Here is a 22,226-nt window from a genome sequence, read left to right as displayed (position 1 = left end):
AATCGGAAGATATAAAATCTTCCACCAATAACTGTAAAATTTGCTATTGTAATTACAATTTTGCGCTTTCCCTACACCTTCCCCTCCTTCATCACCATACCCTCCAAAAAGAACAGCACATCCTTCATCTTCTTCACCCTATCTACTACCAGCATAAAGTTCTTTCCTACCTGCTTCAGGCGGGCATTGCGGGTTTTGGTTTGTATGTAGTCGAGTATATGGTTGAAGGTGTCAGATTCAAAATAGGGCGATTCAGGATTACTTACAAAGTACAGGCGCATTTGCTCATTCTTCAATATCAGCTTCTCAAAGCCCAGCTCACACGCCACAGTACGGCAGCGGATAGTAGTAAATAGGTCATTTACCTGCGATGGTATCGGCCCGAAACGGTCCTGCATCTCTTTGCCAAACTTCTCCAGTTCCTCATCATTATCTATATCATCCAGCTGGGTATAGATAGACAGGCGCTCGGTGATGTTCTCTATATAGGTATCCGGAATCAGTATCTCCAGGTCTGTATCTATGGTACAGTCGCTTACATAATCCTTCTTACGGTTCAGCTCATCCTTAAATACTTCCTTAAAGTCGCTGCTCTTCAGCTCGCGCATAGCCTCTGCCAGTATCTTCTGATACATCTCGAAACCAATATCGGTAATAAAACCACTCTGCTCACCACCCAGCAGGTTACCCGCGCCACGTATATCCAGGTCGCGCATAGATATCTGGAAACCACTGCCAAGTTCATTGAACTGCTCTAATGTCTGCAATCTTTTACGACTGTCATTAGGCAATAAACTCATTGGCGGTGCCAGCAGGTAGCAGAACGCCTTCTTATTACTACGCCCTACCCTTCCCCTCAACTGGTGCAGATCACTCAACCCAAACTGATGCGCATTATTCACGATCATGGTATTGGCATTAGATATATCTACGCCACTCTCTACAATATTGGTACAGCAAAGCACGTCAAACTTCTTCTCAATGAATTTCATCAGCGCCTCTTCCAGGTGATTACCTTCCATCTGTCCATGTGCCATGCCTATACTCAGGTCAGGGCACAAACCACGCAGCAAGGTCACCATCTCAGGCAGGCTCTGCACGCGGTTATGTACAAAGTACACCTGTCCGCCACGCTCTGTTTCATAGTAGAGTGCATCACGTATAGCATATTCGTCAAACGTCATTACCTCAGTATGCACAGGCTGCCTGTTGGGCGGAGGTGTGTTGATGATGCTCAGGTCACGCGCATTCATCAAAGAGAATTGGAGGGTACGTGGAATCGGGGTTGCTGTCAATGTCAACGTATCCACATTGGCCTTCAGCTCCCTCAATTTCTCCTTAGCACCTACCCCAAACTTCTGCTCTTCATCTATGATCAGGATACCCAGGTCTTTGAACTTCACATCCTTACCCAATATACCGTGCGTGCCTATCAGTATATCTATCTTACCTTCTTCAAGGCGCTTAAATGTCTCTTTCTTATCCTTAGCCGATTTGAATCGGTTCACATAATCCACCGTACAAGGGAAGTCTTTCAATCGCTCCTTGAATGTATTATAGTGCTGGTACGCCAATATGGTAGTAGGCACCAGTATCGCAGCCTGCTTGCTGTCAGCCACGGCCTTGAATGCAGCACGCACCGCTATTTCCGTCTTTCCAAAGCCCACGTCACCACACACCAGCCTGTCCATTGGCGATGCAGATTCCATATCCCGCTTCACATCAGCCGTAGCCTTACCCTGATCAGGTGTATCTTCATAAAAGAATGATGCTTCCAGCTCCGTCTGCATATAACTATCCGGCGAGAACGCAAACCCTTCCGATGCTTTACGCTTGGCGTACAACCTTATCAGGTCAGCCGCAATATCCTTTACCTGCTTCTTGGTCTTGTTCTTCAGCTTCTGCCATGCATCACTGCCCAGCTTATTCACCTTGGGTATAGTTCCTTCCTTTCCGGTAAACTTGGTGATCTTATGCAGCGAATTTACATTCACATACAGCACATCATTATCCTTATACAATATGCGGATGGCCTCCTGCATATTGCCATTCACTTCTATTTTCTGTAGTCCACTATACTTACCTACTCCATGGTCTATATGGGTAACATAGTCGCCGGGCTGCAGTTCGCGCAGCGCACGCATGGTCAATGCCTTACCCTTGCTATACGCTTGCTTTAAATTGTATTTGTGATACCGCTGAAATATCTGGTGATCGGTATAGCATATCGCCTTCTTATCATGATCTATAAACCCCTTGCTGATAGCCGTAGCCACAGGCACAAATTCTATCTTGGCATCCAGGTCATCAAATACACTTCGTAGTCTTTCTAATTGCTTGGGGTTTTCGGCAAACATATATACCACATACTTCTGCGCTATGCGTTTCTGCATATCGGCTATTAGCATGTTGAACTGCCTGTTAAATACCGGCTGCTCTTCCGTTGCAAACAGGAAGGTTGCATCCATGGCATCACCCGTTATCTTTTCAATAGAATGGTTATACCACTCTATCAGGTGCATTTGTTTTATCTTTTCCTGCCATTCTCCCGGCGTTTCAAAATCTGCCCGCGATATTTCCTTCAGCATCTCCTCCTCATGGTCTATAGCCACCTGACCAAGATCCATTCTTTCCGGTAGATCACCGATCATCTTCTCTATCCTGCCAATTACAAACTGCAGGTCTTTGGCCCATACTATAGTATTACTTGGCAGGAAGTCAAGTAGTGATATTTTCTCTTTCGCATCAAAGCGGGTTTCAATATTGGGCAGTATAGATACCTGTAGCAATTTCCGCTCAGACAACTGCGTCTCGGGGTTGAAGATGCGTATGCTATCTACCTCAGTATCAAACAATTCTATACGATACGGATGCTCATTACCAAATGAATAAATATCCAGTATGCCACCTCGCATGGCAAACTGTCCGGGCTCATATACAAAGTCCTCGCGCTTAAAACCTAGTGTCACGAACTGCGCCATCAGGTCATCTACCTTCAGGTCTTCACCCACCTTTATGTGTATCATATTGGTAGATAATGACGATGGATTGACCACCTTCTCAAACAACGCTTCAGGATAAGTGACCAGCACTTTCTTCCTCGGTTTGTTACCTGCAAATTTGGTCAGTGCTTCAGTACGTAACATCACATGGCTGCTGTTCAGCTCGTTAAATGCACCGGTTCGTTTGAACGAATCCGGAAAGAAACAAATATCCAGCGCCTTGGTCAGATGCTCAATATCATTATGAAAGTATGCCGCCTCTTCTTTATCGTTAAGAATAAAGACATGATTGGCATCTGTCAGTTGCCATAAGGCCGTTGCTACAAAATTGATGGATGATCCGCGAAGGTTGTCTAAATATACTCTCAGTTTGTGGCCGGGCATAAGCATCCCGGCAGCTATCTGTTTTAGCCGTATATCATTCTGGTATAATCCCTGTAATGCTTCCAGGTTCATTGGTGCGCAAAATTAGTGAAAAAGCAACCGCAAAACGGGCTCTAAAAAATTTGTATTGTAGAATTCTTTTTCTTAATTTACATTAACCATTAAATGCAACTACTTATGAATAAGCTATTTTTTACAAGAATTGCATTCGCAATTCTACTGCTTTCTCATGTAACTAGCTCCTCATTCGCTGCAGACCAGCGCACAACGCTGAAAAGAGGCATCTTCAGCAAGCAACTCACCGTCAAAGCAGTATCTAAGGGTGGCCACTCAGGCAACTGTATGAAACTGAGTATCACCAACACCACAGCCAACAACTTATCTGTAACCATAGATCCTGCGCTCATATTCGTTCCGGAAGATACTGCCTACCAAAACCTCGTTACTCTGGGTAGTGAAATAATTGCAATAGCACCCTCCGCAACAGTAGATATTGACCTCCGCTCTTTTTGTGGTAAAAGTTATGCCCTCAGCCCGCGCAAGAACCTTAATTACAAATTCTGGCGGCAGGGCGACAGCACTATGGTGCGCACACTGGGCTATATAAAGACTAACAACTTCAGCAATCACCTTGCCCAATCTGCCGTATGGATGTTTACTAACGGCCACTGTCTGAGCACTGTCTACGATCACTCGCAGCCTTCAGCATCAGAAAATCTGATCAAATACATTGCCGACCTTAAAAAGTATAAAATACCTACAATATTTACTGAGCTGGAACAAAACAATCGCCCCGACCAACCGGCCATATTACAGAATGGTGCCACAAAACTTTTCGTCCCGATTAAGTGGAACAATGAGAATGTGCGCCACATGAGAGTAACAATTCTTAAGGAAAACGGAGACGTTTACAGAAAGATTGACGGCCACGAAGAGATCAACAAAGATGGCCACACCGTATGGGTAGAATTCAACTCCGTCAACGACATGAAAGGCAATTACTTCATAGAACTAAAAGATGAAAGCAGCCGCGTGTGGGCCAGCAAGCAGGTAACTATCGGTTACGATCCCTGCAGCATGTCTATGTAATTTTTTTGTTAGATAAACCTGCTGAATCGCGAGAATGATTGCATATCCAGCTTTGCCTGTGTGTTTTGGGTTACGGCATCTTTTATTTGCCGGTCCAACACAAGTGCCCGGTTGGTAACATTCAGTTTATGATAACTGAGTGATTGATAATCTTGCCTTATTGTGCGCTCCAGATCTCTTTTCATTGTAGCTACGTCTGCGGCTACCTGTTGCATTCCCATCGCAAGTTTAGCGGTATCAGGTATATAAACAAAGCCCAACGACATCTGTCTTTGCCAGTCAAGCAATATCTGAATCGTCTTCGGGCCTATCCCTACCAATTTCTGTAGATTTATAGATACATCAGCTGCCGTCATTATTCCTGCATTAAGTAATATAGTTTTCCGGGTTTGCCCGATCGATGCAATGGCGTGGCTGTTGATGTCAAACTGGCGGAGATACATTTGCAGATTGTCATTGTATATAAGCTCCTCCATCTCCCTTCGCAGGCGCTCACCTTCATCCGGTAAAGCGCGAAACCGCTCCACACTTTTCATTAATTTATTTACACCTATCAAATACAATTCTTTATCTGGAGAATCGTTATACGCGGCAATAAGCTTATTCATTTGCCCGTGTATTTGTTCATAGTTATTGAGTAAACGTTGTTTTTCCAGTTTTACCTTTTTAGCAACAGGTCCGCTGTGCATCCACGCCAGTAGTAATGCGCCACCCGCAAGTATCGAGAGAGGATGTACGACAACAAAACAAACAAGTGATAATATAACATAAACCACAGCAACAAGTAACGCCTTTGCCCGCTCTTTATGCCACTCCGCACTAATACTATTGGCTGTTACAGAAGCATCAAACATACTACCGCTCCAGTTCTTGAGTTCCATCTTGTCTATACGGAAACCATTGACAAATTGCTCAATATCATACAGCAGTGCATCAGCCTGAAGATAGGTATCATCCAGAAAATACATGATCCCTTTTGCCTTCCTGAATGCACACCATGGACACTCAGCCATTTTAGCAGGATAGGAGTGAATTCTAGACACACTACAGGTAGTCATTTCCGTTAATAACCCATCCAGCGCCTTTATCCATTCCGCAGGTACAGGTCTGCTTTCTGTCTCAAATGCTTTATGAAATGCGTCCATCAGCGGCTGAGTCAGATTGTTGATATCAAAACTATCGAACGGTGGAAACAGTTTTTTTTTCCTTGAAGTAAGCGAATAGGCAAACTCATGCAGCTTTATGGCCGTCTCTTCATCTATATCCATTGCCGATTTATTCCTACCTGCAAACGGATGCCTGCCCAGGAACAACAATTGAAAGATAAGTATGGCAAGTGAAAAGCTGTCGGTATTGGTGGTGCGTACCACATTGTCGAAACTCTGCCTTGCCAGCAACTCAGGTGGCGTATACCTGGGCACACCTACCTCGCAAAAGAAGTAGCCGGTTTCGTTCTTTACCTGGAAGGAATCGCAATCTATAAAGGATACAAGACCGTTGGCATTAATAAGGATATTGCCCTCATTTACATCACCTACTACCAGCCCTGCTTCATGTAGCTTATGAAATGCTGTTGCCAGGTTGCGGGCTACATGCACCAGGAAGTTGTACCCCTTATCGGGAAACATCTTCTTCCTGTCCAGCGGACTAAAGATCATATGCAGCGGCACAAATCCCGTCAACTTTTTCATAATGAAGCCGCAAACCGTACCCTTATCATCTGCCACCAGTGCCGATGGCCATGCAGCATAAGCCTCTATGGCCGGGTTACGCATACCCACCATGGTCTGCAACTTCTGTATTTGCAGTGGCGACAATGGCTCATTGTATTGCTTCAACACACGGCTGCCATCATTCTGCAGTTCATACACAGTCCCCTCCCCACCACGGCCCAGTTCCCTGCCCGTTATGTATTGTTCGCTATGTGATCCGTGGAATATCATTAAAACTTAAAAGTCAAAAATTAAAACCCAAAAGCAAATTTACTTATACCTTTTTTAGGCTTTAAAATATTCTGGAAATAGTTGCCACGACCTTCAGGTCGTGGTATCATTTAGTTAAGCATTAAACAAGCCCTGAAGGGGCGAAATATAATAGCCAGGGGTGAAGCCCTCGGTCAAACAATTTACAAAAAACAAAGCGCTGTAGGGGCGGAACTACTTTATTAGTAACCAGCAAATCCTTAACTCCATGTCCTTGCCGGGTTAGGTCAAATCATTGATTTAGTGATTTTAATACCCTAAACGTATTGCCCTGAAAGGGCTAACTCAATAGCGTAGGGCGTTAGCCCTACGTAGAAAACACCCCGATCACAAAGCCCTGTAGGGGCGCACTCCTATATATGCTACCAACAAAATCCTTAATTCTATGTCATTGCCCCTTTAAGTCAAACCATTGATTTAATGATTTTAATACGCTAATCGTATTGCCCTGAAAGGGCTAACTCAATAGCGTAGGGCGTTAGCCCTACGTAGAAAACACCCCGATCTCAAAGCCCTGTAGGGGCGCACTCCTATATATGCTACCAACAAAATCCTTAACACCATGTCATTGCCCCGTTAGGTCAAATCATTGATTTAATGATTTTAATACGCTAATCGTATTGCCCTGAAAGGGCTAACTCAATAGCGTAGGGCGTTAGCCCTACGTAGAAAACACCCCGATCACAAAGCCCTGTAGGGGCGTACTCCTATATATGCTACCAACAAAATCCTTAACTCCATGTCATTGCGCCGTAGGTGCAAAAGGTTTGTAGCAACCACCCCCTTCCATCACCGCGAGCCGTAGGTTCGCATCCAATTACAACCAGACCGCATGCCATCAATAACTACTATAAAATGACCTGACAGGTAATGATGCCGGAAGTATAGCATGTCCGATTAAGCAAACTACTTCTGATGAAACAACACCAACTGCATTGCTCTTGATCAATACCTACAACCTCGTTGCCAAAAAAAGCGTCTTATCATCATCCGTCCGCAGGTTAATGCGATCACCACCCAGGTAATCCTCCAATTTTATGTTCAACAAATTGATCTTCTCCTCATGATCGGCCATACGCAAATGCTGAAACAGGTTCATGAAAAATGGCTGATGCACCTGCCTGTGCTCATTATTGAGCGCCAGCATTTGTATACCATCGGTAAACAACGCGATCTCATTGATACGTTCATCAATGATCGTCACATTCAGATTGGCGAAATTCCTGTCGTCAACCAGGAACGCGGTCACATTCTGGTATTCACCATTATGAGGCCACCATATATAGGTATACGCCCCACCCGCATCATCACGCACAATAGCACCATCACCTATCTGGAAAAATACCGACTGGGTCTGGGTAATAAAACACCCCAGCAGCGTACATGAATAGTCATAGATCTCCGCACCATTGGCATTGGCCTGTGTCTGCAATTCGTCATAGATATCTTCCAGCAGACTGTAGATATGCGCTTCTGTAAGCGCCGCACCCGCTGTCGCTAAGGCCGACAAAGATGACAACACCTCCGCCGTACAAAAAGCCGATGCCTCGCCCGCATATTGCGCGCTACCCGCACCATCGCTTACGCAGCAAATGAGCACCTCATTGCCATGCGCGTCTTTCTCTACAATATATTGCAACGCATCTTCACACCCCTTACCTGCTGCTACGTGCGACGTACCTATTACGCTCTTCCCTATTGCTTTCCACCTCATAATTCAGACCAGCCGCTTGGTGGTAACAGGTTTACCTGGCTACCGGGGTTCTTGCTCGACACCATCTTCATAGAGGCCGACAACCATTGGAAAAATTCGCGGAACATCAGTCCCTTTAGCTTTATTGGGGCACGCACAGATATTTCTTTCAATATATCCATATTCGCACCTTCTACGCCTATAGCGAAGAACGCGAACGATTTACCCGCCTCGCCCTCTTTTATCTGCATAGCCGCCTTCTTATATTCATCGGTTGGCGCACCATCAGTTATCAGTATGATCCACGGCTTGTAGTAAGAGATACCATGCTCTTTGTATTCCTTCTTCCTCCTGGCCACCATATCTACACCCATGCTAATGGCTGCACCCAATGGAGTATCACCTGTAGTGTCCAGTTCGCGGGGATGGAAATTGGGTACAGTATGAAAATCGGCTTCTACAGTAACCGGGCCAAAAGTAACGATCGCCACCTCTACCCTTTTGGTAGCCAGATGGTCCTGCATCAACTCCTGCTTAAAGGTTCTTACACCCTCATTCAGCTCGGCAATAGGCCGGCCACCCATAGAAATAGAAGTATCTAATAAGAGTACACAGGGACACCTTGGCTCCGGGTTATCAGCAAAATTATCACTGCCAAAAGGTATCTGTTCAAAGGAAATATATTCGTCCATAACTGGTTATAAAGGTACGATATTTAATGTTTCTGTCGGGAATACGAACGATCGGCTGATAAGTGTCGTTGTTTGGTTTGGCTATCGTCGAATATATAAACCTACTGCAACTAAACTATGATTATGAAAAGGATCAGAATTAAAATAAAGATTCAGCTTACCCTATTTTGGACAGGAAAAAATTACGACTTGTATGGTGGTTGGTTAATTGTGTGCTTCGTAGGTGATTTGTATAACTTTGAACTCAAGGTTTCATTATCAAATCAATCTGCTCAGGTGTCAGCCCGTCAATAGATGCTTTCTGTTTCTTTACGTCGTACTTAACTGAGAAGTTTGTAATGTGCGGGAAAGCCTTCCTTATTTTATTCCTTATCTCTTTCTCAACATTTTCTTTTAATGTCTTTTCAAAGTTAAATTGACTCATAGTATTACATTTTAGTTTCGCAACATAAATGTAAGAAACCCGCACCGTAAGATGTGGGTTTCGTTTTTAATGTCTATGACATTCTGACGAATCAAATAGTTAACTTATGGAAATACTCATTAGATATCTGCATTAACTCATCCTTAGAAACGCCTGATGCTTTCAATGAATTTGCCTTTGAAGTTCCACGGTCGTTAAAATCCTCCATATATTTTTTAAATGCCGTCACTCTTTCAAGCATAGCGGGCACCGTGCCGCCAGATGGCAATGGGCTATGCTCATCAATAATTGATTGCAAAAATTGTTTGTACTCTTTTATTTTATCGTCCATTTCTATATTGATTTTAAATTGTTTAATAATTTATCTTTTTTTGAAAATGTTACTTGTAGATTTAATGAAATCTTCTTCCATTTTCTTTTTAATTTTACCCAATTCCTTTGGATCTGGCTTTGAAGGGTTTTTCGGGTCAGCCTTTATATATATTATTTTATCTTTAGACATTATGTTAAATTTTGAAGTTTAAAAATTGTTTTTAGTTTTGTACAAAAAATGGGAGGCATACAAGGTTACACCCTGTATTCAGTTTAAAATCTGACAAGCTAATTCGCAGTTAGCTGGCATCCGTAAAAGTTCCGAGTAATTATCTGTAGCCACCACAAGGTGGCTACTTGTTTATATAATTCCTAAGGTATACCAACATCATTTTAATAGTTTAGGGAAAATTTGTTTAACCTTATCTAATACTGCAACATTGTCAGCATATTTCGTCTCCAGGTATTTCGGTAAATGTTCTTTCGTGTAAGTGTTTTTTAGCCATCCTTTGAACGCCACAATTTCACTATTGTGGTAGCAAGCACATTCTATGTTGCCTCGTTTGTCTTTAAATGAATGCATACATTTTTTTGGCGGATTAGGTGAGAATGGGTTCTCAATCTCAGCCAACCCAAATGATGAAGTAGTTCGGTGGGATTTCCACCTCTTTCCTATGCTGCCATCTATTAAATCGAACTGACTAAACACCCCAACTGCTTTTTCAACCTTTAACATCACACTGTGGCTCTCGTCAAATACAGACCAATACACTTCTGGCAAATTGTTAGTTGGCTCATCCAATATCCTTTTACTATAATGATTTAATGGATCTTTTATTTGCTTTCTTATTAATTCCTCCATCATAGTGAAGGCATTAATAAAATCAGCTCTAAACTTTGCAGCCTTTGCGCCAGTTAATGACATCATTAACGACATGAAGCCCTCTCTAGTCATTATGTACATTTTGTGATTGCCTGTTTTAGTAGAATAAGTACCTTCCTTAAAATTGAGGAGGGTAAATTCTCTTGGCATATCAAGTTTTTCAATGTCTCCTATGACATTATCGTGTCTCTTTCCGAATTTTTCAGCTACTATAACTGATGTGGTTGTGACCTTGTCACCTGAATTAATTACTAATTCCATTGTTCAAAATTTTAATTATTAAATTAATATTTATAAACAACTGAACCGTAGGGACAATGGAAAGCCAGTAAAAAAGGTGGGATTAAATTTGGCAATACGACTTATTGTCGTATCTTTGTTGTGCAAAAAACAACCAAGATTTAATCTTAAGTTTTTCAAATGCCTGCCCTCATCCGGTGGGCTTTTGTCATTTAGAGCAAATATAAGTAGATATTCTGTAAAGTTTTGTTTTTCAAATATTATTTTGCCATTTTAAGGCACTTTTTTTCAACAATTTTGGTGTGTAATACACACACCCTATAAAAGCCATTAAAAGGAACTACGAGCATATTAAGTATCATTCCTCAAACTTTGCGATACAAAGTGACACAAAAAGTCACAAAAAAACACATTTATATACAACAGTGAACAATAGCGAGCAACAAATGTCAAATACGCGCACAAATATTGCAATTATAATACACTTTAAATGTAGTTTAGTTTTCCATATCGACGCGTTGTAATATTATGATACCTTACATATAAAATACAGCCTACTACCTAGTTATACTATAATATAATTGCTTCCATGTTTGGCGTAGTCTTCCGACTACGTCATAGCGGTTGGCAATTTTCAAATTTCCTTATCTACGATTAATACATTAACCCCAAAAATCTTATCCACATCAAATAACCGCTCCTAACCCATTCATCCACCACCACTTAACCCCGAAAACCCTCATTTTCTGTGAATATCTTCTTTTGGAACATACCAAAACAAGCCCCAACTTTACACCCGGAAATAGCAAATAGCTATGATGGGAACAATAAACCACCCCTGACATACCACGATCATTTTGCCCCATACATAGAAAAACTAAAGAAGTAGTTCGGCGGAAATTGGCGAAAAAACTGCGGAAAACTGCGGAAACTGGCGGTTTTCAAAATCCTCTGAAAACCCTATCCACACAGCTATCTACAGGAAACGCACCAAAAAAAACTGCCGGAAACGCAAAAAACCACTATTGGCGGAAAACCCCTCAAAAACTCAGCTGAGCGAAGTCTCCCGACTACGTTCGACCGGAAGGGAATCTCCCGATTCCCGAAAAACCAGTGTTTGGCGTCGTCTACCCCGATGTGAGATTGCTTCGTTCCTCGCAATGACGGGCAAATTGCAAATCCCCACCAAACTCCCATCGGGCACAATCGGGCATCCCCAAAAACCACAACCAAATGAATAACAACACATTACACCAAACCAATGCCCGATTCAAATTTCATTTCCATCGGGCATTACCTCAAATTTCAAGACAACTGAAGGTGAGCAAGAAGCGTTGGCTGAACTTGCGAAGAGCGGTCTGGCCAACCACAACAACACGCTGCCCGGCTCCTTTTGCGTGCGGAGCAGTTCGCAAAAGTGCCCGCTTTCTTTTGTTACTTTTCTTTGCGGCAGCACAAAGAAAAGTAAGTAAGCGGTTGGACAAAGCAGCTGAGCACTACCAAACACCCATCGGGCACAATCGGGCATACCACAAAATCACAACCACATGAAAAACAACACATTACATCATCCCCATGCCCGATTCAAATTTTCATTTCCATCGGGCATTAACTCAAAATTTACGACAACGGCGGCTGAGCAAGAAGCGTTGGCTGAGCTTGCGAAGAGCGGTCTGGCCAACCACAACAATGCGCAGCCTGGCTCCTTTTGCGTGCGGAGCAGTTCGTCCCGAAAGCTTTCGGGATGCCCGTTTTCTTTGTTTCTTTCGGAGTTTATCCCGCTTATTGCGGGACGGCAGCTGGTACATCCCGATCCTTCGGGGACAAAGAAAAGTAAGTAAGCGGTTGGGTACAGCAACTGAACACAACCAAACACCCACACCACACATACAAGAAATGTTAAATCCCCCATCCATAATCACCCCAAAACACCTGATTTACATCACCAATACCCATAATTTCAAAGAATAGGTTATTTTTGTACTCCCAATAACTAATACAACTAAACAATATTAATGAGCCGGATCTATTTTGACAATGCCGCAACTACTTCTCTTGATCCTGAAGTGTTGACCGTAATGATGCCTTTTCTTACTGAAAAGTTTGGTAACCCGTCTTCTGTATATTCTTACGGAAGGGAAACAAAGCTGGCTATAGAAAATGCGCGTAAGAGCGTGGCAAAGATCCTCAATGCTAATCCGGGTGAGATATTCTTTACCTCGGGCGGTACAGAAAGTACTAATACTGCTGTCAATGCTGCCATCCGCGATCTGGGTTGCAAGCACATCATTACATCATCTATAGAGCACCACGCTACCCTGCATACTGTAGAGTACCTGGCGCATAGCGGACAGGCAAAACTGAGTTATGTAAACCTGACCCCTAATGGTCATGTAGACATGAACAACCTGGAAGAACTGCTGGCAGGTAGCCCCGATCGTACGGTGGTCACCCTCATGCATGCAAACAATGAGATCGGCAATCTGCTGGATATCAAGGCTGTTGGCGAATTGTGCAGAAAGTATGACGCAATCTTCCATTCAGATACTGTACAGACCGTAGGCCACTATCCTTTCGATCTGAAGAACACCTATATCCACTTCCTGAATGGTGCCGGTCATAAATTTCACGGACCTAAGGGTGTAGGTATACTCTACGTAAACGAGAACATACAAATAAAGCCATACATCAACGGTGGTAGCCAGGAGCGTAATATGCGCGCAGGCACCGAAAACCTGTATGGTATCGTAGGATTTGCCAAAGCCCTTGAAATGGCTACCGCTACTTACGAAAAAGACAGTGCACACATCAACGGACTCAAAACCTATATGGGTACACGCTTGCAGGAGTTATTCCCCGGCGTATTATTCAATGGCGACACCAATGGCCGTAGCCTGTATACCGTATTGAACGTTTCTTTCCCGCGTACCGAAAAATCCGACCTGTTATTATTCAGCTTAGATATGGCCGGTATCTGTGTAAGCGGTGGTAGTGCCTGTACAAGCGGTGCTTCTTCTGTAAGCCATGTTATCAAGGCCCTGCACAATGGCAAGTCTGACAGCCTGGTGCCTATCCGTTTCTCTTTCTGCAAGCACAATACTAAAGAAGAGGTAGATGCGGTGATAGAGAAGCTGAAGGAATTAATATAAGGTGAGAGCGGAGGAACAGAGCAGACAACGGTTTGAAAGCAAGTTAGAGATAGGATAGAACGAACTGTATTGATGCCGAAGGCATCATATGTCTATAGCAAAAACAGATAGAAAGGAACACCGATGCCGAAGGTATCGCATGTCTGTATAAGCAGCTTTCTCTTTGCTCAATACTATTGCCCGTTAGGCCGGGCCCTTATAAATTAGGGCAGCCTGGTTTATCCGTAGCAGATCTTACAACCTAATGCACCTTACAATAACTACCTTCGCAAGCTAAAAATAGAGTCCTGAACCCGGGCATGATAAAACAACCTGACATAAATGTTTACAAACTTCGCCCGGTGCGCTATGTGTTCAAAAAGGCACACAGTGTGGTATTGCCTGGTGTAGATGGTGCAACATTGTATGAGGTCAGTAAGTTCTTTGTTCAGGAAATTAGGAAAGTAAGGTTGACGGAAAGAGCTGCGGCAGTTACATATAATTTCATCATGGCCATGCCGCCAACTTTCCTGTTCATCTTTTCACTGGTACCTTATCTACCCCTGAAAAATGTACAGCAGACCATCTTATCCACACTAAAACTGGTTACTCCCAATCAACGTATTTACAGCAGTGTAAGTGGCATAATCAGAGATTTTATGGGCAAGCAGCATCACGATGTGTTGTCTATAGGTATCTTAATGGTGCTCTTCTTCTCCAGCAATGGCATGATGGGGCTAATGAAAAGTTTCGACCGTAGCGAGGTATTATATAAGAAAAGAACCGGCCTGCAGCGCCGGTGGATGGCTATAAAGCTTACCGTCATGCTCATACTGGTGGCGGTATTGACACTGGCGGTATTGGTGCTGCAAAACAAAAGCCTGAACAAGTTGTTACTTAAAATATTCCCTCACCTGGTAGCAGTTAAGATACTCAGTATCACCATTTTAATACTGATCGTGTTCTTTACATTCTGCTTCATTTACAGGTACGGCCCGTCACTCAAACACAAGTTGAAGTTTATTACGGCAGGTTCGGTATTCGCTACATTGGCGTCTATGCTGGCCACTTCGGTATTTTTCTTCCTGGTAAACAACTTCTTAAATTACAACAAGGTTTATGGCTCTATAGGCACATTGATCGCCTTCATGGTGTTGGTGTGGCTCAATACGGTGATCATTCTGCTGGGCTATGAGCTAAACATAAGTATATTATTAGGTAAACTCTCTCAGGATGCCAGTTATGAAGAAGAGGTCTAGTGCTTTATCGTTTGTGTTCATTATCATGGCGGCGCTTATGGGCAGCTGCAATGGTGATAAGAAAGTATCAGCTAATGAAGACAGGAAAGTGCCTGCGCATGTCAACTTTACCGAGCATGTAGCACCAATACTATATGACAACTGCACAGTTTGTCACCGGCCCAACGGAGGTGCTCACTTTGCTTTCATTACCTACCAGGACGCCAAACAATATGCCGGGTCTATGGCATTTGTTACCAAAGAGCGGATGATGCCCCCATGGCCCGCCGACCCGCACTATACCGAATTTAAAGGCCAGCGAGTATTGACCCAATACGAAATAGACGTACTGGCACTATGGGCCAAGGAAGGCGCACCCGAAGGGCCCAAAGACAAAATGCCTGCGCTCCCCCATTACCCATCATCTCTTGCAGGGGCGCCCGATATGACCATAGCTGTAGCACCATTTTTTATGAAGGCATATGCATCAGATAAGTTCCTTTTGGTAAAAGTGCCCTATGAGCTGCCGGCCGATACATTTGCGAGCTTGGTAGAGTTTGTGCCCGGCAGAAACAATGTGGTGCACCATGTGAATGGAGACATGGTGAAGTACGTTTTCGAGAAGAAGAAGATTGTATTTGAGGGCGACCGCAGCATAAGCATGGTAGAAGACACTGCAGGTATTGTAAAAGCATTTCAAAAAATGGGTCTGCCCAATGATGATGGCAGCTACCCTGTATTACAAAAGTCGGTCGTCAACTACCTGCCCGGCGCTATTGGCCAGATATACCCCGCTGGTATAGGCGGCTATATACTGCCACGCAAAGGAGCGTTTCTGCTCAATGATATTCACTATGGCTTTAATGGCAAAAACGACATAACAGACACCTCCTACATCAACATATTCTTTACCAAAGTGCCCCCCAACAGGCCTGTGCAGGAGTTTCAGCTGGGTACCCTTGGTGCGGCCAAAGTAGAACCAGACATGATCATTCTGCCCAATACTGTAAAAAATGTGTCTAGCCACCTGAAAATAGCTCAGGACATATCAGTATTGACCATTAACCCCCATATGCACCTGCTGGGCAAGAGCTTTAAAGCCTATGCCTTAAAACCAAACGGCGATACGATCAGGCTCATCTCTATACCTCGCTGGGATTTTAACTGGCAGTACTTCTACACCTTTAAGAAGATGGTGAAGATACCTGCCGGCAGCACCATTGTAGCCGAGGGTGTATATGACAACACAAAAGACAACCTCAATAACCCATTCAGTCCGCCACAAGTTGTTACCGACCAAAACGGCAGTATGAAAGCAACCGATGAAATGTTCCAGTTCATTGTTACCTACCTGCCCTATAAAGAAGGAGATGAGCAGCTGAGTCTGGAGTAGTGGGTTAAGGTAAAAGTTTATCCCCTAAAGCACTTGGTGTCGGGCAACGAAATACCTTTGTAGCATCCAATTACCTGGCAGATAGAAGCGCTGGCTGAGCTTGCGAAGAGCGGTCTGGCCAACCACAACGGCACGCAGTTTAGCTTCTTTTTCGCGCGGAGCGATACGAAAAAGTGCCGTTTTCTTTTGTTACTTTTCGGAGTTTATCCCGCTGATTGCGGGACGGCAGCACAAAGAAAAGTAATGAAGCGGAAGGACAGACGCAAAACGCATCAACCAATGCAAAAACAGTCTACAAGTTTTTAAGAAAACTTTTAGAAAAAACTATAGAAATGTGTTTAAGTTTCCATTTTAAAAGCTACATTTGCAGTCCAAATTTTATTGTTAACCCCCAAATAATTTCAATTATTTATGTCGGTAAAAATTCGTCTCCAGAGACACGGATCTAAAAAGCGTCCGTTTTACTTTATCGTAGTTGCTAACACTACCGCTCCGCGCGATGGTAAATTCATCGAAAAGTTAGGTACTTACAACCCATTGACTGTTCCTGCTTCTATCCGTATGAACCGCGAACGCGCTTTGTACTGGTTGCAGAAAGGTGCTGAGCCAACTAACACTTGCCGTCGTATCTTGTCTTTCAAGGGTGTATTGTTCCTGAAGCACCTTTATCGTGGTGTATCTCTTGGTTTGTTCAACGAAGCTACTGCAATGGAGAAATTCGAAGCATGGAATGGCGAACATGAAGAACTGGTTGCACGTCGTGAAGAAGCTCACCGTAAGCACAAAGCTGACAAGCGTCATAGCACTATGACCGAATCAGTTCGCCAGGTAGAAGCTAAGAACGCTGAAAAGGCAATAGCTGCTGCTGCTGCTGCTGAAACTGCTGATGATGCTGTTGCAACTGAAACAGAAGCTACAGATACAGAAGCTGCTGAAGCTTAGTATTTAGCCTCCGAGTTAACTCAAATATAACCGATCCCCGCCCTCAAAAGCGGGGATTTTTTTGTGCTTGCTGTTCTATTTGACAGGTCATTCTTTATCTTTACTTCAATAAAAATAACAGACACATGAAACGTAATGCTACAGCCGTATGGAACGGAACAGGTAAAGAAGGTACAGGCCACCTGACCACACAAAGTACTACTCTTGACAAGACACAATATTCATTCCTTAGCCGCTTTGCCGAAGGCGTTGGTACTAACCCTGAAGAACTGGTAGCAGCTGCTCACGCAGGTTGCTTTACCATGAAGCTGACATTCGTATTGAACGAAGCCGGCTTCACTCCAGATGAGTTGACTACCCGTTGCGACATTACCCTCGACAATGGTGCCATCACCCTGAGCGAACTGAATGTAACCGGCAAGATACCGGGCATCACAGCAGAAAAATTCCAGGAGTGTGCTGAAAACGCTAAGGAAAACTGCCCTATCTCTAAGTTGTATAACTGCGAGAAGAAATTGACTGCTGCATTGGCGTAATAATATCAATCGACTAAATACAAAGAAGCCCGTTCAAATCTCATTTGAACGGGCTTCTTTATTGATGTAATAATTTATTCACTCTAGGCTTCTGCCAATTCCACACCCAGCTCTTCAGCAAGGTCTTTTTCTACGCGCAGGTTGTCGATGATGAATACCTGGCGGGCAGGGGTATTTTTGCCCATGTAGTATTCCAGCAACTTCTGTATCTGCGTGTCCTGGCTGATGAGCACGGGATCTTTACGGATGTCATCGCCAATGAAACGGGCAAACTCTTCGGGGCTGATCTCACCTAATCCTTTAAATCGGGTGATCTCGGCTTTAGAGCCTATCTCGTGGATAGCACGCTGACGCTCTTCATCGCTGTAGCAGTAGATGGTCTTCTGTTTGTTGCGCACACGGAATAATGGGGTCTGCAGGATATAGATGTGGTTACCACGTACCAGATCGGGGAAGAACTGCAGGAAGAAGGTCATAATGAGCAGGCGGATGTGCATACCATCCACATCGGCATCGGTAGCGATGACAATGTTGTTATAGCGGAGCCCGTCGAGACCTTCTTCTATATTCAGCGCATGCTGCAACAGGTTGAATTCTTCATTTTCATACACCACTTTCTTGGTAAGACCATAACAGTTCAATGGCTTACCACGCAGACTGAATACCGCCTGGCTTTCCACATTGCGGCTCTTGGTGATACTACCGCTCGCACTATCCCCTTCCGTTATAAATACGGTAGATTCCCACTTCTTCTGCTGAAACTCCTCTTTGTTTTTAGCCGGAACATCGTCATTAAAATGTATGCGGCAATCTCTTAGCTTCTTATTGTGCAGGTTGGCTTTTTTGGCGCGTTCATTGGCCAGTTTGCGGATACCTGATAGTTCTTTGCGTTCTCTTTCGCTCTGCTCTATGCGCTTCTTGAGTGCATCGGCAATTGCGGGGTTCTTATGAAGGAAGTTGTTGAGTTCCTTATTGAGAAAATCGCCGATAAATGACTTCATAGACGGACCTCCTTCAAAAACATACTGAGATCCCAGTTTGGTCTTTGTCTGCGATTCGAATACCGGCTCTTGAACCTTCACAGCTACAGCAGCGCAAATACTCTGGCGGACATCGGAAGCATCATAATCCTTTTTATAGAAATCGCGGATTGCCTTTACATAGGCTTCCCTGAATGCACCATGGTGGGTACCGCCTTGTGTAGTATGCTGTCCGTTTACAAATGAATAAATATCCTCGCCATAGTCGCCATTGTGGGTAACTGCCACTTCAATATCGTCTCCTTTCAGGTGAATGATCGGATACCTGAGTGACTCGGCATTGGTCTTGCGGGTAAGGAGGTCTAACAGGCCGTTTTTAGAGATATAGTTACGTCCGTTGAAGTTGATCTGCAGGCCGGCATTGAGGAAGCAATAGTTCCAGACCTGATTTTCAAGGTATTCGTGCAGGAAGTGATAGTTACGGAACACGGTATCATCGGGGCGGAAAACTACCATTGTACCATTGGCCATGGTGGTATCTGTTTCCTTGTGCTCCTTTGTCAAAATGCCCTGTTCAAACTCGGCTACCTTGGTGCGCCCTTCGCGGAAAGAAGCTACCTTAAAATACTTACTTAGTGCATTTACCGCCTTGGTACCCACACCGTTAAGTCCTACTGACTTTTGAAACGCTTTACTATCGTATTTGGCACCGGTGTTGATCTTACTCACCACATCTACCACCTTACCCAGCGGTATACCACGGCCATAGTCACGCACAGAAACTTCGCCCTCGGCTATCTTCAGCTCTATGCGCTTGCCCTGACCCATTGCAAACTCATCTATGCAATTGTCTACAACCTCCTTTACCAGCACATAGATACCATCATCTACACTACTGCCATCGCCCAGCTTGCCTATATACATACCGGGGCGCAGTCTTATATGCTCTCTCCAGTCGAGCGAGCGGATACTATCTTCATTATATTGATTAAGCAACTCTGCCATTAGTAATTATTATTGAAGCGCAATTTACATTAAATGGGTCAATTGTGATTTGTGATTTACGTGTTTGAATGATGGAGATATTGTGTAGTGTCAGTGACCCGATAAACTAGTCGTCACAGAGTGCTACGCTAACTCCCGCGACCGAGCAGTAATGTTTTGAAAAGTGGCAGTTTTTCATAAAAGTGGCAGTTCTGGTTGAGTGGTTTGGGCTAAGATACTTTTCGGGTGTGGGTTTCAGCCGATTTTAACAAACTGCTACTTTCTGCTACTTTCTGCCACTTTCTGCCACTTTCTGCCAGTTGTTGCCACATTTTTTGTGAAAAGTGGCAAAGTGTTTGTCTGAATCACAGATTTTAAATGATTGCACAGATTTCACAGATTGACCATGTTTGAATGATTAGGGCTTGAGTGTGTGGGTTTAGGGCTGAAGATTTTCAGCCCCTACGATGTTTGCAGGTGGTTGTGATGATGGTTCATAGTGTCAAAGAGCCTACAGGTTTACACCTGGATTTGGGTGTAAATTAATGCGGGAAAATGAGTTTGGGAAATAAAGATATCCACAACAATTCGAATATCTTATTGTAAAGTATGGACCGTCAATGTGTTGAATAGGTGTACTTAAAGTTGATTTTGAGGGAAATTATTTTTGTGGGTTGGTATAGTTTATACCGTTTCGACTTTAAAAATACACCAAATGCAGTAACCACCTCCCCCAAAGTTTCGGCAGAAAAAGCCGAAACTTTGGGTACAGAGCTACGCTCGTGCCGTTGCCGGCACCTTCAAAAGGAGGAGAGTGGTTGATGCATCCAAAAGTGTGAAATAAATGTCTATTTGGTATTATATGCAGACCATGACGACGGTCAGAGACCGCCAGCCGCGTGGGGCGTAGTCAAGAAGACTACGCCGAGCAAAGAGATGTGGGGAACGTATGGTATTCCGGGTAATCTACATTATACCTGGGTTATAATAATCTACCTGCACAGTATACCAGTTGCGGGCGTAGCTGGTGTTGGCAGGGGTAACAACTACCTGGCCTATGCAGAAATTGGAAAAGCCGTCTAGTATGGCACCTCTTATATAATTGTTTACATCAGAGGTTACGTTGGCTATGCCTGTGGCAGGATCGGTATCTATGATCGAAAAAACTTTTGCCTGGTTGGTCATAAAGGATAAGGGGGATAAATGAAATAAGTGAACTAAACAGGATGTACTAACTGCTATCTACTCATAAACTGAAGGGTCGTAATAATCGACCTGCAGTGTGTACCAGTTGCGATCGAAAGCAGGATCATAGGGAGTGACTACTACCTGCCTTATATTAAACGCTGAATACCCATGCCCAATACCCGCACGTATAAAATTATTGGCCAGATCGGTAACATAGGCTACGTGTGTAGCAGCCACGCCGGGTGTAGAGAATATTTTTGTCTGGTTCGTCATAATGGTTGGTTTTATTTTTAATAAAAATATACGGAATCGGCAATTTTCAAAAAAATAGGTTGACATTCTTCATATCTATCTAGTGGGCAACTAAACTCCAATATAAAAACATCATTATTATTAATAAATGCATAGTATATTGTCCTTTCTAAATAGAAGCTATCATTTATTCTAAAATGACCATCGGGATTTCCTAAATCAATTTTATTATCGTGTTTATAAAACGCTTTCCTACTACTTCGGAATTTATTGCTCAAGTAAATACCTTTTTTTTATTTGTTGTAAAACAATTAAAATAGGCATTTGTTTTGTGTGCATTAATAAATAAACTTGGGTTACTATTCTTCCTGATGCTAATAAATACAGCCTTCTCGGGCATTTGTTCGAACACAAAATACCAACCAAAAATAGATGTTGGTAGACTCCTTATTGAATATACACTAGGGACAGCGATATGTAGATGATTATTTGTGTCATAGAAGGGAATAAATTGTTGCGCGTAACAACTCCATACCGTTAACTGTAATAGTATAAACAACAATGACGTTTTCATAACTTACAAATTTGGATTTTTCTTAAAACCACTATCCACTCCTAGTTTAGGTAAATTAAACTTCTCATCATAAACAAGCTGAGCTGCTGTGACATAATTTGGGAAAAGTTGTTTGGATCTTACATACGCTGTCCAAATGAAAATAATAGCGCCTGGTCTTTTTGTATCTCCTGAAACATATGGGTCAAATGGATAGATATTGGGAATTGGATAACTAGATTGATATTTTGTATCGTTAGGGTCAAATTCAAAAAATTGATTTTTTTTCACTGCAATATCGTCAATAGGTATTAAACGCACATCAGCAACT

At 43.3% G+C, this 22,226-nt stretch carries 20 protein-coding genes; 8 read left to right on the top strand and 12 right to left on the bottom strand.

All coding sequences use genetic code 11. The features are described from left to right. Nucleotides 1–71: 71 nt before the first annotated feature. Nucleotides 72–3,458, bottom strand: coding sequence for a transcription-repair coupling factor (mfd, locus tag CJD36_RS02855; RefSeq protein WP_105037585.1), 3,387 nt, complete (start codon nucleotides 3,456–3,458; stop codon nucleotides 72–74). A gap of 105 nt (nucleotides 3,459–3,563) precedes the next feature. Here mfd and CJD36_RS02850 point away from each other — a divergent pair, with 105 nt between their 5' ends. Further along, nucleotides 3,564–4,475, top strand: a complete 912-nt coding sequence (locus tag CJD36_RS02850) for a hypothetical protein (protein ID WP_105037584.1) — start codon at nucleotides 3,564–3,566, stop codon at nucleotides 4,473–4,475. A gap of 8 nt (nucleotides 4,476–4,483) precedes the next feature. On the opposite strand, the gene CJD36_RS02845 is transcribed toward CJD36_RS02850, so the two are convergent. The 7 genes from CJD36_RS02845 to CJD36_RS02820 all read right to left on the bottom strand — a co-directional run bounded on the left by CJD36_RS02845 (nucleotide 4,484) and on the right by CJD36_RS02820 (nucleotide 10,722). Then, complete coding sequence (locus CJD36_RS02845; protein ID WP_105037583.1) at nucleotides 4,484–6,418, bottom strand: protein kinase domain-containing protein; 1,935 nt, start codon at nucleotides 6,416–6,418, stop codon at nucleotides 4,484–4,486. A 991-nt stretch (nucleotides 6,419–7,409) separates the two neighbouring features. After that, nucleotides 7,410–8,171: a PP2C family serine/threonine-protein phosphatase gene (locus CJD36_RS02840; protein ID WP_105037582.1), complete on the bottom strand. Its 762-nt coding sequence runs from the start codon at nucleotides 8,169–8,171 to the stop codon at nucleotides 7,410–7,412. Continuing rightward, a complete protein-coding gene (locus CJD36_RS02835; protein WP_105037581.1) occupies nucleotides 8,168–8,842 on the bottom strand; it encodes a vWA domain-containing protein in 675 nt (224 codons plus the stop codon). The genes CJD36_RS02840 and CJD36_RS02835 overlap by 4 nt, the downstream gene beginning before the upstream one ends. Before the next feature lie 244 nt (nucleotides 8,843–9,086). Next, nucleotides 9,087–9,266 (bottom strand): hypothetical protein, encoded by a 180-nt coding sequence (locus CJD36_RS02830; RefSeq protein WP_105037580.1) that lies wholly within the window; start codon nucleotides 9,264–9,266, stop codon nucleotides 9,087–9,089. A gap of 91 nt (nucleotides 9,267–9,357) precedes the next feature. Next, a complete protein-coding gene (locus tag CJD36_RS02825) occupies nucleotides 9,358–9,597 on the bottom strand; it encodes a hypothetical protein (protein ID WP_105037579.1) in 240 nt (79 codons plus the stop codon). 30 nt (nucleotides 9,598–9,627) lie between these two features. Next, nucleotides 9,628–9,768, bottom strand: a complete 141-nt coding sequence (locus CJD36_RS23130; protein ID WP_161499184.1) for a hypothetical protein — start codon at nucleotides 9,766–9,768, stop codon at nucleotides 9,628–9,630. A 198-nt stretch (nucleotides 9,769–9,966) separates the two neighbouring features. Beyond that, nucleotides 9,967–10,722: a Rha family transcriptional regulator gene (locus tag CJD36_RS02820; protein WP_105037578.1), complete on the bottom strand. Its 756-nt coding sequence runs from the start codon at nucleotides 10,720–10,722 to the stop codon at nucleotides 9,967–9,969. Nucleotides 10,723–11,934: 1,212 nt separating this feature from the next. On the opposite strand from CJD36_RS02820, the gene CJD36_RS22945 reads away from it, so the two are divergent. From CJD36_RS22945 to CJD36_RS02785, 7 genes are all read left to right on the top strand, one after another. Next, complete coding sequence (locus CJD36_RS22945) at nucleotides 11,935–12,252, top strand: hypothetical protein (RefSeq protein WP_133162465.1); 318 nt, start codon at nucleotides 11,935–11,937, stop codon at nucleotides 12,250–12,252. Then, nucleotides 12,249–12,542 carry a hypothetical protein gene (locus tag CJD36_RS22940; RefSeq protein ID WP_133162464.1) on the top strand — a complete coding sequence of 98 codons (294 nt, stop codon included), beginning with the start codon at nucleotides 12,249–12,251 and terminating at the stop codon, nucleotides 12,540–12,542. Before CJD36_RS22945 ends, CJD36_RS22940 begins: the two co-directional genes overlap by 4 nt. Before the next feature lie 174 nt (nucleotides 12,543–12,716). Then, nucleotides 12,717–13,850, top strand: a complete 1,134-nt coding sequence (locus tag CJD36_RS02805) for a cysteine desulfurase family protein (protein WP_105037575.1) — start codon at nucleotides 12,717–12,719, stop codon at nucleotides 13,848–13,850. A gap of 299 nt (nucleotides 13,851–14,149) precedes the next feature. Further along, nucleotides 14,150–15,088: a YihY/virulence factor BrkB family protein gene (locus tag CJD36_RS02800; RefSeq protein WP_105037574.1), complete on the top strand. Its 939-nt coding sequence runs from the start codon at nucleotides 14,150–14,152 to the stop codon at nucleotides 15,086–15,088. Continuing rightward, complete coding sequence (locus CJD36_RS02795; protein WP_161499183.1) at nucleotides 15,072–16,460, top strand: monooxygenase; 1,389 nt, start codon at nucleotides 15,072–15,074, stop codon at nucleotides 16,458–16,460. The genes CJD36_RS02800 and CJD36_RS02795 overlap by 17 nt, the downstream gene beginning before the upstream one ends. 411 nt (nucleotides 16,461–16,871) lie before the next feature. Further along, nucleotides 16,872–17,402: a 30S ribosomal protein S16 gene (rpsP, locus tag CJD36_RS23860; protein ID WP_105037572.1), complete on the top strand. Its 531-nt coding sequence runs from the start codon at nucleotides 16,872–16,874 to the stop codon at nucleotides 17,400–17,402. 125 nt (nucleotides 17,403–17,527) lie between these two features. After that, nucleotides 17,528–17,938, top strand: a complete 411-nt coding sequence (locus CJD36_RS02785; RefSeq protein ID WP_105037571.1) for an OsmC family peroxiredoxin — start codon at nucleotides 17,528–17,530, stop codon at nucleotides 17,936–17,938. Between the two features lie 83 nt (nucleotides 17,939–18,021). Here CJD36_RS02785 and CJD36_RS02780 read toward each other — a convergent pair whose 3' ends face one another. From CJD36_RS02780 to CJD36_RS02760, 4 genes are all read right to left on the bottom strand, one after another. After that, nucleotides 18,022–19,923, bottom strand: coding sequence for a DNA topoisomerase IV subunit B (locus tag CJD36_RS02780; RefSeq protein WP_105037570.1), 1,902 nt, complete (start codon nucleotides 19,921–19,923; stop codon nucleotides 18,022–18,024). 945 nt (nucleotides 19,924–20,868) lie between these two features. Beyond that, the gene (locus tag CJD36_RS02775) at nucleotides 20,869–21,087 is read right to left on the bottom strand and encodes a hypothetical protein (RefSeq protein WP_105037569.1); all 219 of its coding nucleotides are present in this window, start codon (nucleotides 21,085–21,087) and stop codon (nucleotides 20,869–20,871) included. Between the two features lie 57 nt (nucleotides 21,088–21,144). Beyond that, nucleotides 21,145–21,363 (bottom strand): hypothetical protein, encoded by a 219-nt coding sequence (locus CJD36_RS02770; RefSeq protein ID WP_105037568.1) that lies wholly within the window; start codon nucleotides 21,361–21,363, stop codon nucleotides 21,145–21,147. A gap of 556 nt (nucleotides 21,364–21,919) precedes the next feature. Then, a complete protein-coding gene (locus CJD36_RS02760) occupies nucleotides 21,920–22,216 on the bottom strand; it encodes a hypothetical protein (RefSeq protein ID WP_105037566.1) in 297 nt (98 codons plus the stop codon). Nucleotides 22,217–22,226: the final 10 nt, after the last annotated feature.

It is taken from the genome of Flavipsychrobacter stenotrophus, from assembly GCF_002954265.1.
Lineage (GTDB): Bacteria > Bacteroidota > Bacteroidia > Chitinophagales > Chitinophagaceae > Flavipsychrobacter > Flavipsychrobacter stenotrophus.
Note: the sequence above shows the minus strand (reverse complement) of the source record. Positions and strands in the feature narration are given on the sequence as shown.